We start from the raw sequence: 13,549 nt of genomic DNA on the forward strand, positions 1-13,549 counted from the left end.
TGGGAACAGCGATCCGGTACGGGCGCCCGGCCCCCGAAGGCCCCCCGAATCTGAGTGAATACAATCACCTCGGGGGGCCGTTTGTCCACGGGTTTTTTACCATAACGACTTGACGCCCGTCGGGTGTTGCGCGGCCGCCCGGGAATCAATTTCTACCGCAGGTTCAGACGCTTAGCCGTCTCCAAGGGTGCGGGCGAGGATGTCGGCCGTGTCCCGGGAAAGGCCGGGGATCGCCTTGATCCCATTCAGCATTTCGACCGCTTTGGCGCCGCGTGATTTTTCCAGCCGACGCCATGATCCGAAGGCCGTGAGGAGCCGCGCGGCAACCTGTGGGTTGGTCGAATCAAGCGCCGCGACCGTGTCGGCCACGCGGGCGAAGCCCGACCCGTCCGGCCGGGCGAACTGGGTCGGGTTGCCGAACGCGAAGCTTCCGATCAGCGCCCGGACGCGGTTCGGATTGGTCATGGTGAAGGCGGGGTGCTCCTGGAGACGGGCGATCCGGTCGAGCGTGCCGGGTTCCGGGATCTGGGCCTGGATGGCAAACCACTTGTCGAGCACGAGGGGTTCGTCGGCGTAGCGCGTTGCGAACTCCGCGAGGGCAACCTCGCGGGTCTCGCCCGGAATCAGCGCCAGGGTGCCGAGGGCGGCGAGCCGGTCGGTCATGTTGGTCGCCTCGGCCAGCCGCTCGGCGGCGCGGGCCGCGCCGGTCCGGGGATTCCCGGCGGCGATCAGGTCGAGGGCAGCGTTGCGGAGCGACCGGCGCCCCGCCGAGGCGGCGTCGGGGCTGTAAGGGACACCCGCGTCCGGCACGAGCGCCGCGTCGATCGCTTCGAGCCGCGGCCGCAGGACCTGGCCGAGACGGGTCCGCAGATCGGAACGCCCCCGGTGGATGGCGTCGGGATCGACCTCGGCCGGGACGGCGTCGGCGGCCTCGCCTTCGCTCGGCAGTGCCAGGACCAGCGCCGCGAAGGCCGGGTCGGCCAGGGCCTCGCCGTCGAGGAAACGGCCGAGCGCCGCCGCGAAGGCTTCGGTCCGGTCGGCGTCCGGGTCGAGGATCAGCCGCAGCGCCACGTCCTGCGCGGCCTGCCAGCGATTGAAGGGGTCGCTGTCCTGTGCCAGGAGCCGCATCCGCTGCGCATCCGTCAGGCCGAGATCGAGCTTCACCGGCGCGGAGAAGTCGCGCAGGAGCGACGGGACCGGCTCCTCGGCGACGGCGTCGAACACGATCGCGGCCTCCGGGCGGTCGAGCACGTAGACGCCGTCCCGCACATCCGGGCAGGTGGCGCCGGTCAGTGGCCCCGTGGCCCCCACGAGGCCGAGGGCCACGGGGATGACCAGGGGTGTCTCGTCGGAGTCGGCGGTGCCGGGCAGGCTCTGAGCGAATTGGAGGGTGTAACGCGCGGCGGCCGGATCGTAGGCGGCCGTGACGGCGAGGCGGGGCGTACCGGGGCGCTCGTACCAGCGGGCGAACGCATCGAGGTCGCGCCCCGTCACGGCCGCGAAGGCCGCGAGGAAATCCTCCACGGTGGCGGCGCGCCCGTCGTTGTCGGCGAAGTAGCGATCCATGCCGGCCCGGAAGGCCTCGGGACCGATCAGGGTCCGCAGCATCCGGACGATCTCGGCGCCCTTGTCGTAGACGGTCGCCGTGTAGAAGTTGTTGATCTCGGCATAGGCCCGCGGCCGCACCGGATGCCGCAGCGGCCCGGCATCCTCGGGGAACTGACGCGCCCGCAGCGAGCGCACCTCGGCGATGCGATGCACCGGCCTGGAGCGCATGTCGGAGGAGAATTCCTGGTCGCGGAAGACCGTGAGACCCTCCTTCAGGCAGAGCTGGAACCAGTCCCGGCAGGTGACGCGGTTGCCGGACCAGTTGTGGAAGTACTCGTGGGCAATGATCGCCTCGATGGCGGCGTAATCGCCATCGGTGGCGGTCTCGGGGCTGGCCAGCACGTACTTATCGTTGAAGATGTTGATGCCCTTGTTCTCCATGGCGCCCATGTTGAAGTCGGACACCGCGACGACGTTGAACACGTCGAGGTCGTAGGCGCGGCCGAAGGCCGTCTCGTCCCAGGCCATGGAGCGGATGACGGCGTCCAGGGCATAGCCCGCCCGATCCTCCTTGCCGGGCTCGACGTAGACCGCGCAGCTGACGGTGCGGCCCTCCATCGTGTTGAAGGGGGTCTCGACCTTCCCGAGCCGGCCGCCCACGAGGGCGAACAGGTAGGCGGGCTTGGGGTGCGGATCGTGCCAGAGGGCGTAATGGCGGCCGGGCCCGGCATCGCCGGCCTCGACGGGATTGCCGTTGCCGAGCAGGACGGGCGCCTCGGTCCGGTCGGCCTCGATGCGCGTGGTGTAGACCGCCAGCACGTCGGGACGATCGAGGAAGTAGGTGATCCGCCGGAAGCCGTCCGCCTCGCACTGGGTGCAGTAGACCCCGTTCGAGCGGTAGAGCCCCATCAGCTTGGTGTTGGCGGTCGGATCCACCTCCGTGACGAGGCGCAGCGCGAAGGGCCGCGGAGGCGGATCGCGGAGGATGAAGCCGGACGGCGTCGCCGCGTATACGTCGGGCGCCAGCGGCGCCCCGTCGAGTTCGGCCGAGACCAGCCGGAGATCGTCGGCGTCGAGGGTGAGCGGAGCCGCCGGCACACCGGCCGGGTTCGGCCGCAGCGTCAAGGTCGCGTCGATGCGGGTCGCGTGCGGGTCGAGACGGATGTCGAGGTCGACCCGATCGATCAGGTAGTCGCTGGGCCGGTATTCCTCGAGGCGGATCAGCGGCGGCGTCTCGGTGCGCATTCGGCTCACTCCGGGTGCGGGATGGGCCCGTTCTGGTCCCTCGGCGCGCGCGGCGCAACGATCGGAGCCGCCGAAACGGCCCCGGAGAGACGGCGCGCCGTCGGGACAGCCTTCGCGCGTCAAACCGATCCGATCACCGCGCCGCAGCGCCCGGCGCTGGCGGCCGGCCGCGGCAACGGACGCGTCCGCCGTCGTCTTTCGGCGGGAGTTCGCCTCGCGCCGGCCGCCGGATCGGCACGGGACGCAGGAGCGCCAGGGTCGATTTATGGTCCGTCCGGCGCGCGCGGCCTTCTCACCGCCGGGCCGGCCGCTAGCTAGCGGTGGCGATCAGCCGGAGGCGGGACGCGCGTCCCGAACAGGACGCACGATCCACCTCCGACCAGCCACAGGATAGGTCCGATGGAATACCTGCACACCATGGTCCGGGTCGCTGACCTCGACAGGGCCCTCGCCTTCTACGTCGACACGTTCGGCCTGAAGGAGGTCCGCCGCGTCGAGAACGAGAAGGGGCGCTTCACCCTCGTGTTCCTGGCCGCCCCCGGCGACGTCGAGCGGGCCACGGCCACACGATCCCCGCTCATCGAGCTGACCTACAATTGGGATCCGGAAACCTACTCGGGCGGGCGCAACTTCGGCCATCTCGCCTATCAGGTGGACGACATCTACGCCTTCTGCGCGCGGCTGCAGGAGAAGGGCGTGACCATCAACCGCCCGCCGCGCGACGGCTACATGGCCTTCGTGAAGTCGCCGGACGGCATCTCCATCGAGATCCTCCAGAAGGGCGGCGCCAAGGCGCCGCAGGAGCCGTGGACGTCCATGGAGAACACCGGCACCTGGTAGCGCGGGTCGACTCCCTTGACCCGGACGGCCCCGCGGGCGCATCTGCCCGCGGATCAGCCGGCCGGGCGGCCGCTCCGGACGCGCGAGCGTCCGGGGAGGAAAGTCCGGGCTCCATGGAGAGACGGTGCCGGATAACATCCGGCGGGGGCGACCCCAGGGACAGTGCCACAGAAAGCAGACCGCCCCGGATCCGTCCGGGGTCAGGGTGAAAGGGTGCGGTAAGAGCGCACCGCGGACGCGGCAACGCGGACGGCACGGCAAACCCCACCGGGAGCAAGACCGAATAGGGGCGGCGCGCCCTTCGCGAGAAGGGCAGGCCGGCTCTCCAGGCCAGTCGCCCGGGTTGGTTGCTCGAGGCGGTCGGCAACGACCGTCCCAGAGGAATGGCCGCCACGTCGGCGCGCGCGAGCGCTCCGGCCCTACAGAACCCGGCTTATAGGCCGGCTGATCCACATCCCGATAAGCCCTGCGTCCTCAACGCCTTATCGGCCCGGCGCCGCGCCCGCGCCGCAGCACGCCGCGCCGAAGATTCCGGTGCGGCAAAAACCTTCGGTTAACCTTGCCGGGTTCAGATCGTTCGGCGCGGCAGCGCCAAGCTTGTGCGTTGACGATCCTCCGAGGCCCATGATACCCGGCATCCTCCCGTCAACGGCGTGTATCGGATCGCCGGGCGCAACCTGCCTTCCTGCAGGTCCCGTCCGTGCGCGGCGTTTTGCGCGCTCCGCATCCGGTGCCGTTCCCGTCACGCGCGCCGCGCTCGCGCGGCCCGGCACAGGGCACCATGAGACGCACGAGCCGCTTCCGCGTCCGGATCTCCGGACCGCGCCGATCCTCCGCCGGTTCTCGCAACCCGCGTCGCGCCCCGTCGGCGAGGCGCCCGTGAGCCGGCGCCGTCCTTCTCCCGAGAGCTCGCCCCGCCACAGCGGCGCCGTCGCGCCGTCGGAACCGCACGTGCCGGTCCTCCTCGATGAAGTCGTCGAGGCGCTCGGCACCGCGGGCGGGATCGCGGTCGACGGCACGTTCGGTGCCGGCGGCTATACCCGCGCCCTCCTGGCGGCGGATCCGGACCTGCAGGTCGTCGCGATCGATCGGGACCCCACGGCGATCGCAGCCGGGCAGGCGCTCGTCGCGGAATCCGGGGGGCGCCTGCGCCTCCTGCCCGGCCGCTTCGGCGCGCTCGACACCCTCCTGGCGGAGACAGGTCTCGCGCAGGTCGACCGGGTAGTCCTCGATATCGGCGTCTCCTCGATGCAGCTCGACGTGCCGGAACGGGGCTTCTCGTTCCGGAGCGACGGGCCCCTCGACATGCGCATGGGCTGCGACGGGCCGAGCGCCGCCGACCTCGTGAACGAGGCCGACGAGACCGTGCTCGCCGACATCCTCTATCATTACGGCGAGGAGCGTCGCTCGCGCGCGGTGGCACGGACCATCTTCGAGGCGCGCCGCCGCGGACGGATCGAGACCACGGCGCAGCTCGCGGAGCTGGTCGCCAGCGTCGTACGCGTCGAGCCCGGCAGCCACATTCACCCGGCGACGCGGACGTTCCAGGGCCTGCGCATCGCCGTGAACGACGAACTCGGCGAATTGGTGCGGGCGCTGCACGCCGCCGAGCGCGTGCTCAGGCCGGGCGGCCGGCTCGCCGTCGTGACGTTCCATTCGCTCGAGGACCGGATCGTCAAGCAGTTCTTCGCCGCGCGGAGCGGCCGCTCCGCGCAGGGCTCTCGCCATCTCCCGGGAGCCCCGGTCGAGACCGTCCGCAGCTTCCGTCTCGTCACCAAGGGCCCGGTCCTGCCGGGCGAGGCCGAGACCGCCCGCAACCCGCGCGCCCGCTCCGCCAAGCTGCGGGCTGCGGAGCGTACCGAATCCGACGTACCCGAACCGCTGGCGGCCCTGACCGCCCTGGCGAGCCTGCCGGATGCGGCCCGCGGAGGCCATCGCCGATGATCCGCCTGCTGAACCTGCTGGCGGTGGCCGGCCTCGTCGCCTCGGCGATCTACGCCTACTCGATCAAGTACGACACGCTCTACCAGGGCGGTCAGGTCTCCAAGCTCCAGACGGCCCTGCACAAGGAACGGCAGGCGATCGCCGTGCTGCGTGCCGAGTGGCAGCTTCTGACCCGGCCCGACCGCCTCCAGGCGGCCGTCGACAAACATCTGGCTCTGGAGCCGATCGGCACCAGCCACTTGGCGCGCCTCTCGGACCTGCCCGCCCGACAGGAGCGCGGAGACGAGATCGGCCGCCTGCTCGCCGCCACGGCGACCCCCAAAGACAAGGGCACGATCGAGCCGCGAACGACCGGCGCGATCACCCGCACCGTCACCACGACCCGCACCCCGCCGACGGCTTCGAGGTAATCCCCCGTGTCCGATGACGCCGCCCAGACCCTAGAGCCGACGGTCGAGCCCGCCGTGTCGGACCACGAGGCCGCGCTTCTCGAGGCTGCCGCGCTGGCGCATGCCGCGGGCGCGCCGCGCCCTGTCGAGGAGGAGGCGCGCGAGCCGGTGCCGCCGTCGGAGCGCGCAAAGCTGCTCCTGCGGAGCATGTTCCGGCTGGCCATCGAGCGCTCGCACATGCGCGTCGCCCTGGTCGGCCTGGTCTTCGTGGGCGTGTTCGGGACGATCTCCGCCAAGCTCCTGATGATGGCGATCTTCGGGGATCCGCCCAGCCAGGAGCACCGGGTCGCGGCCGCATCCTCGACCGCCTTCCGGCCCGACATCATCGACCGGAACGGCGAGATCCTGGCCACCGACATCCGCACGGTCTCGGTCTTCGCCGAACCCGGGAACATCTACGACAAGGACGAGGCGGTGGAACTCCTCACCGCGGTCCTGCCGGAACTCAACGCCTCCGAGCTGCGCGCCAAGCTCACCCAGCGCAAGGACAAGAAGGGCGCCGGCTTCGTCTGGGTGAAGCGCGAGCTGACCCCGAAGCAGCAGGCCGAGGTCCACCGGCTCGGCATCCCGGGCATCGGCTTCCTGCCCGACCACAAGCGCGTCTACCCGAACGGCGTCGCGGCCGCCCACATCCTGGGCGCGACGAACCTCGACGGCATCGGCATCGCCGGCATGGAGAAGTACATCGACTCCACCGGCCTGCAGGCCCTCAACAGCTTCGGGCTGATCAACAAGCAGGCCGACCTGAAGCCGGTGCAGCTGTCGATCGACCTGCGCGCGCAGTTCGCCGTCCGCGACGAGCTGGCCTGGGGCATCGACCACTTCAAGGCCAAGGCCGGCGCCTCCATGATCCTCGACGTGAAGACCGGCGAGGTCATCGCGCTCGTGTCCATGCCCGATTTCGACCCGAACGATCCCAAGGATGCGCTCTCGCCGGATCGCATCAACCGCATGAATGTCGGCGTCTACGAGATGGGCTCGACCTTCAAGGCGATGACGCTCGCCATGGCGCTCGATTCCGGAAAGTACAACGTCAACTCGACCTTCGACACCCGGGGCGGCGTGCTGAACTGGGGCCGCCAGAAGATCCACGAGTACCACGGCACCAACCGGGTCATCACCATGCCGGAGGTGTTCACCCACTCCTCCAACATCGGCTCCGCCAAGATGGCGCTCGGCGTCGGCGTGCCCGGTCACAAGGCCTTCCTGAAGAAGATGGGCCTGCTCGACCGGCTGCGGACCGAGCTGCCCGAGAGCGCGGCGCCGATCGTTCCGTCCCGCTGGACCGAGATCAACACCATCACCATCGCCTTCGGCCACGGCATCGCGGTGGCGCCGATCCAGGCGGCGGCGGCGGTGGCGGCCATCGCCAACGGCGGCGACCTGATCACCCCGACCTTCCTCAAGGCGAACCCCGACGACAAGGCGCGATCCACCCACGTCCTGTCGGGCCAGACCTCCGAGGCGATGCGCTACATCATGCGGCTCAACGCCTCCGAGGGCTCGGCCAAGAAGGCCGCGATCCCGTACTACTTCGTCGGCGGCAAGACCGGCACGGCCGAGAAGGTGATCGGCGGTCGCTACATTCACAACCGCCTGTTCACGACCTTCATGGCGGCGGCGCCGATGAACGACCCGAAGTACCTGTTCGTCACGATCATGGACGAGCCGCAGGGCCTGCCGGAATCCGGCGGCTATGCCACCGCGGCCTGGAATTCCGGCGTGGTCACCGGCAAGGTGATCGAGCGCGTGGCGCCGATCCTCGGCCTGCCGCCGCAATTCGAGCCGCCGGTGAGGCCGTTCCCGCAGATGGTCAAGCTCAACGCCTACCACGTCAACCAGCTCGGCGGCCCATGAGGGTGGATTCATGAGTGCGCGGCTCGCCGACCTCTTCCCCGAGGCCACCGGCCCGGCCGCGGACCTGACCGTATCGGACCTCACGGCCGACAGCCGGCAGGTCGCCACCGGCACGGTGTTCGTGGCGGTGCCGGGCACGAAGGCCGATGGCCGGCGCTTCGCCGCGCAGGCCGCCCAGCGCGGCGCCGCCGCGGTGGCCGGGGAGGGGGCCCGCCCCGCCGACCTGCCGGACGCGGTCGCCTGGATCCCGGTCGCCGACGCGCGCCGGTCGCTCGCTCTCGCCGCGGCCCGCCTCGCCGGCGCGCAGCCCGGGACCGTGGTGGCCGTCACCGGCACCGCCGGCAAGAGTTCGGTGGCCGACTTCGTGCGCCAGATCCTGGCCCGCCTCGGCCGCGACGCCGCGAGCCTCGGCACCGTCGGAATCGTCACGAACCGCGGCGCGCAGTACGGCTCCCTGACCACCCCGGACCCGGTGACGCTGCACCGGACGCTGGCGCGTCTCGCCGCCGAGGGCGTCACCGACCTCGCCATGGAGGCCTCCTCCCACGGGATCGAGCAGCGCCGGCTCGACGGCGTGCGCCTCGACGCGGCGGGCTTCACCAATCTCGGGCGGGACCATCTCGACTACCACACGAGCATCGAGGAATACCTCGCGGCCAAGCTGCGCCTGTTCACAGACCTGCTGCCGCCGGGCTGCCCGGCCATCGTCAATGCCGACGGCGCCTATGCCGAGCGGGTGATCGCCGCGGCCGAAGGCGCAGGACGTCCGGTCCGCACGGTCGGGCGGGGCGGCCGGGATCTGCACGTCGAATCCGTCCGGACCGAGGGGTTCGCGCAGGCCGCCCGGGTCCTGTTCGCCGGCCGGGCCCGGGATCTGCGCCTGCCGCTCGTCGGCGAATTCCAGGTGGAGAACGCCCTGGTGGCGGCCGGCCTCGCCCTCGCCACACCGGCGGGCGCCGCCGATCCCGACGGCGTCTTCGCCGCGCTCGACCATCTCACCGGCGTCCCCGGCCGCATGGAGCGGATCGGCGAGGCGCGGGGCGGGCTCTGCCTCGTCGACTACGCCCACAAGCCGGAGGCCCTGGAGAGCGTGCTCGCCGCGCTCCGCCCGTTCGCGTCGGGCCGGCTGATCGTGGTCTTCGGCTGCGGCGGCGACCGCGACCGGGGCAAGCGGCCGCTGATGGGCGCCATCGCGAAGCGGCTCGCCGACGTCGTCATCGTCACGGACGACAACCCGCGCACCGAGGATCCCGCCACCATCCGCCGGGCGATCTTGGACGCCGCTCCGGGCGCAGAGGAGATCGGCGACCGCTCCGAGGCGATTCACAGCGCCGTCGGACGGCTCGGACCGGGCGATGTCCTGGTCGTGGCCGGCAAGGGCCATGAAACCGGCCAGATCGTGGGGGATCGCACGCTGCCGTTCTCGGACCATGCGGTCCTGCGTGCCGCGATTGCCGCGGCGGCCTGAGGACGACGGGGGAATCGACGATGACCGCACTCTGGACGCGGGAGGAGCTGGAATCCGCGACGGGCGGCCGACTGATCGGCCCCGAGCGCGCCATCGGCGGCGCCTCGATCGACACCCGCACGCTCCAGCCCGGCGACCTGTTCTTCGCGATCCGCGGCGATGCACGCGACGGCCACGACTTCGTTCCCGACGCCCTGGACCGCGGGGCCGGCGCCGCGGTGGTGAGCGCGTCCCGCCTCGGGGACCTCGCGTCCCACGGTCCCGTCCTGACGGTGCCCGAAGCGGGCGCCGACCCGGTGCTCACCGCGATGGTGCGTCTCGGCGCCGCCGCCCGCGCCCGGACAGGCGCGCAGGTCGTGGCCGTCACCGGCTCGGTCGGCAAGACCGGGACCAAGGAGGCGCTGCGCCACGTCCTGGCCGAGCAGGGGGAGACCCACGCCTCGGCGGCCTCCTACAACAATCATTGGGGCGTGCCCCTGACCCTGGCGCGGATGCCGCGCTCCACGCGCTACGGCGTGTTCGAGATCGGCATGAACCACGGCGGCGAGATCGTGCCGCTGACCGCCCAGGTCCGCCCCGACATCGCGCTCATCACCACCATCGCGCCCGCCCATATCGAACATTTCGCCTCGCTCGCCGCCATCGCGGACGCCAAGGGCGAGATCTTCTCCGGGCTCCAGCCCGGCGGCGTGGCGATCCTCAACCGCGACGTCCCGCATTTCGACCGGCTCGCGGCTCACGCGCAGGCCTCCCGGGCGGGACGGGTCGTCACCTTCGGCGAGCACCCGGATTCCGACGTGCGCGCCCTGAAGATCGTGCTCCGCCCCGACCTGTCGGTGATCGACGCGGCGGTGATGGGCCAGCCCGTCACCTACAAGCTCGGCACGGCCGGACGGCACGCGGCGCTGAACTCGCTCGGCGTCATGGCGGTGGTCCACAGCCTCGGGGCCGACCTCGCCCGCGCCGCCCTGTCTCTGGGCAGCCTGACGCCGCCGGCGGGCCGCGGCGAGCGCACCGCCCTCGAGATCGGTGGCGGCACCGCCTACCTCGTGGACGAGAGCTACAACGCCAACCCCGTCGCGGTCCGCGCGGCGCTGGCGACGCTCGCCGGGATCGAGACCGGACCCCGCGGACGCCGGATCGCGGTGCTGGGCGACATGCTGGAACTCGGCGCCGCCGCGCCCGACCTGCACCGCGGCCTCGCGGAGGCGATCGAGGCGGCACGGATCGACCTCGTCTTCACGGCCGGTCCGCTGATGCGCCACCTGTTCGAGGCCCTGCCGGTGAGCCGCCGCGGCGCCGTGACCGACACCGCCGCCGACCTGCTCGAGCCGCTCGCCCGGAATCTCAGATCCGGCGACGTCGTCATGGTAAAGGGATCGAACGGCAGCCGCATGGGCCGGATTGTCGAGGCGCTGAAAGCCCGCTACGCGGTCGATCCGACCCGGCGGACCCAGGCCGTCCCGTGACCGGCACGTCCGCGCGTTCGGCGCAGCCGGCGCCGCTCCCCGAAACCTGAGCCTGAACAAGGGGGCCGAGCGCCCGGATGCTGTACCTTCTCTCGGACCTGAGCAGCGCCTTCACGCCGCTCAACGTGTTCCGCTACATCACCTTCCGCACCGGCGGCGCGCTGTTCACCGCGGGCCTTTTCGTGTTCTGGTTCGGCCCCTGGATCATCTCGCTGCTGCGGATCCGCCAGGGCAAGGGTCAGCCGATCCGCGAGGACGGGCCGCAGACCCATCTGCTGACCAAGCGCGGCACGCCGACCATGGGCGGCCTGATGATCCTGGCCGGCGCCGTGGTGGCGATCCTGCTCTGGGCCAACCCGCGCAACCACTATGTCTGGGTGACGCTGACCGTCACGCTCGGCTTCGGTGCGATCGGCTTCTACGACGATTACCTCAAGGTCACGAAGCAGTCGCACAAGGGGTTCTCGGGCAAGTTCCGCCTCGCCCTCGAGGCCGTGATCGCCATGGCGGCCTGCTTCACCGTCGCGGTCTATTCCCCCGCCGCCCTCCAGAACCAGCTCGCCTTCCCGGTGTTCAAGGACGCCCTCCTCAATCTCGGCTGGTTCTACCCGTTGTTCGGCGCCTTCGTGATCGTCGGGGCGGGCAATTCCGTGAACATGACCGACGGCCTCGATGGCCTGGCGATCGTGCCGGTGATGATCGCCTGCGGCACCTTCGGGTTCATCGCCTATCTCGTCGGCAACTCGTTCACCGCCAGCTATCTGCAGGTGAACTACGTCCGCGACACGGGCGAACTGGCCGTGGTCTGCGGCGCGGTGATCGGTGCCGGTCTCGGCTTCCTCTGGTTCAACGCGCCGCCGGCCCAGATCTTCATGGGTGACACCGGCTCCCTGGCGCTGGGTGGCCTGCTCGGCTCCATCGCGGTGGCGACGAAGCACGAGATCGTCCTGGCGATCGTCGGCGGGCTGTTCGTCCTGGAGATGATGTCGGTGATCATCCAGGTTGCCTCGTTCAAGCTCACGGGCAAGCGCGTCTTCCGCATGGCGCCGATCCACCACCATTTCGAGCAGAAGGGCTGGAAGGAGCCGCAGGTGGTGATCCGCTTCTGGATCATCGCGGTGATCCTGGCGATGGCCGGTCTGGCGACGCTGAAGCTGCGCTGAAAAACTGTGCTAGAGGGGCGATGAAAGTGGGCGATCCCACGCTCGCCCTCATCCTGAGGTGCTGCGCAGCAGCCTCGAAGGAGCCCTCCAGCCGGCCACGCGATCCCTGGAGCCCTTCGAGACCTCCGCTGCGCGCCGGCACGACGGGATGAGACGGCGGGCGGGATCGGCCGGGTTCGGCTGCCGCATCCAGAGTTCCGCATGACCCCCGTCACCGTCTTCCAGGAAAAGACCGTCGCCCTGTTCGGACTCGGCGGCTCCGGACTTGCCACGGCGCTGGCGTTGAAGGCCGGCGGCGCGGGGGTGCAGGCCTGGGACGACAATGCCGACAGCCTCGCGCGGGCGCGGGAGGCCGGGATCGAGACGCGGGACCTGCGCGAGGCCGACTGGTCCGGCTTCGCCGCCCTCGTGCTCAGCCCGGGCGTGCCGCTGACCCATCCCGAGCCGCACTGGAGCGTCCGGCTCGCCCGGGACGCGGGCGTCGCGATCATCGGCGACATCGAGCTGTTCTGCCGGGAGCGGCGGGCCCAGGCGGCGGGGGCGCCGTTCGTGGCGATCACCGGGACCAACGGCAAGTCGACCACCACGGCGCTGATCGCCCATGTCCTCGCCCAGGCGGGCCGCGACGTTCAGATGGGCGGCAATATCGGCACCGCGATCCTGTCGCTGGAGCCCCCCGCGGCGGACCGCGTCCATGTGATCGAGATGTCGTCGTTCCAGATCGACCTGACGCCGAGCCTCGACCCGAGCGTCGGCGTGCTGATGAACATCACCCCCGACCATCTCGACCGCCACGGCACCATGGAGCAGTACGCGGCCATCAAGGAGCGCCTGATCCAGGGCGCCGGCCTCGCGGTGGTCGGCATCGACGACGCGCCGAGCCGGGCGATCGCCGACCGGCGCGGCGCCGACCTCGTGCGCGTCCACGTGCCCCACGGCGACGTGCTGTGCACCGACGCGCTGACGGTGCGCGAGGGGATCGTCCGCGATGTCGACGGCACGGCGCTCGCGGACGTCAACGGGATCGGCTCCCTCCGGGGGGCACATAACTGGCAGAATGCAGGCGTTGCGGTGGCGGTGGCGCGGGCCCTCGGCCTGTCGCCGGAGCAGATCCAGGCGGGTCTGACGTCCTTTCCGGGCCTGCCGCACCGGATGGAGGAGGTGGGACGGCGCGGCCACGTCCTGTTCGTCAACGATTCCAAGGCGACCAACGCCGATTCCACCGAGAAGGCGCTCACCGCCTTCCGGGACATCCACTGGATCCTCGGCGGCAAGGCCAAGGAGGGCGGCATCTTCCCGCTGGTGCCGTATTTCGAGCGGGTCGCCCACGCCTACCTGATTGGCGCCGCCTCGGATGCCTTCGCGGCGACCCTGGAGGGCGCAGTGCCCTACACCCGCTGCGAGACCCTCGAGAACGCCGTCCCGAAGGCTGCCGAGAACGCCGCCGCCTCGGGCGCGCCGGAGCCGGTGGTGCTGCTGTCACCGGCCTGCGCGTCCTACGACCAGTTCCGGAACTTCGAGATCCGCGGCAACCGCTTCCGCGAGCTGGTCCAGGCGCTGCCCTGA

The 13,549-nt window shown here is 71.0% G+C and carries 9 protein-coding genes and 1 other RNA gene; 9 read left to right on the top strand and 1 reads right to left on the bottom strand.

The window, feature by feature from the left end; all coding sequences use genetic code 11:
• Positions 1-171: 171 nt before the first annotated feature.
• Entirely contained in the window at positions 172-2,793 is a 2,622-nt protein-coding gene (gene pepN, locus GGQ91_RS25310; protein WP_182593122.1) for an aminopeptidase N, read from the bottom strand.
• 399 nt (positions 2,794-3,192) lie between these two features.
• On the opposite strand from pepN, the gene GGQ91_RS25315 reads away from it, so the two are divergent.
• The 9 genes from GGQ91_RS25315 to murD all read left to right on the top strand — a co-directional run bounded on the left by GGQ91_RS25315 (position 3,193) and on the right by murD (position 13,549).
• Positions 3,193-3,633 (top strand): VOC family protein, encoded by a 441-nt coding sequence (locus GGQ91_RS25315; RefSeq protein ID WP_043350719.1) that lies wholly within the window; start codon positions 3,193-3,195, stop codon positions 3,631-3,633.
• Positions 3,634-3,686: 53 nt separating this feature from the next.
• Positions 3,687-4,085, top strand: an RNA gene (rnpB, locus tag GGQ91_RS25320) — RNase P RNA component class A.
• A gap of 499 nt (positions 4,086-4,584) precedes the next feature.
• On the top strand, positions 4,585-5,577 hold the full coding sequence (gene rsmH / locus GGQ91_RS25325) for a 16S rRNA (cytosine(1402)-N(4))-methyltransferase RsmH (RefSeq protein WP_053608393.1): 993 nt from the start codon (positions 4,585-4,587) through the stop codon (positions 5,575-5,577).
• Complete coding sequence (ftsL, locus tag GGQ91_RS25330) at positions 5,574-5,987, top strand: cell division protein FtsL (RefSeq protein ID WP_043384256.1); 414 nt, start codon at positions 5,574-5,576, stop codon at positions 5,985-5,987. The genes rsmH and ftsL overlap by 4 nt, the downstream gene beginning before the upstream one ends.
• Before the next feature lie 54 nt (positions 5,988-6,041).
• Entirely contained in the window at positions 6,042-7,883 is a 1,842-nt protein-coding gene (locus GGQ91_RS25335) for a peptidoglycan D,D-transpeptidase FtsI family protein (RefSeq protein ID WP_403091639.1), read from the top strand.
• A gap of 10 nt (positions 7,884-7,893) precedes the next feature.
• Positions 7,894-9,351 (top strand): UDP-N-acetylmuramoyl-L-alanyl-D-glutamate--2,6-diaminopimelate ligase, encoded by a 1,458-nt coding sequence (locus GGQ91_RS25340; RefSeq protein ID WP_182593123.1) that lies wholly within the window; start codon positions 7,894-7,896, stop codon positions 9,349-9,351.
• Positions 9,352-9,371: 20 nt separating this feature from the next.
• The gene (locus GGQ91_RS25345; protein WP_182593124.1) at positions 9,372-10,820 is read left to right on the top strand and encodes a UDP-N-acetylmuramoylalanyl-D-glutamyl-2,6-diaminopimelate--D-alanyl-D-alanine ligase; all 1,449 of its coding nucleotides are present in this window, start codon (positions 9,372-9,374) and stop codon (positions 10,818-10,820) included.
• A 77-nt stretch (positions 10,821-10,897) separates the two neighbouring features.
• Positions 10,898-11,983: a phospho-N-acetylmuramoyl-pentapeptide-transferase gene (gene mraY, locus GGQ91_RS25350; protein ID WP_043356717.1), complete on the top strand. Its 1,086-nt coding sequence runs from the start codon at positions 10,898-10,900 to the stop codon at positions 11,981-11,983.
• A 201-nt stretch (positions 11,984-12,184) separates the two neighbouring features.
• Positions 12,185-13,549, top strand: coding sequence for a UDP-N-acetylmuramoyl-L-alanine--D-glutamate ligase (gene murD / locus GGQ91_RS25355; protein WP_043384245.1), 1,365 nt, complete (start codon positions 12,185-12,187; stop codon positions 13,547-13,549).

Origin of the sequence: Methylobacterium fujisawaense (assembly GCF_014138435.1) — a bacterium.
Classification (GTDB): Bacteria; Pseudomonadota; Alphaproteobacteria; order Rhizobiales; family Beijerinckiaceae; genus Methylobacterium; species Methylobacterium fujisawaense.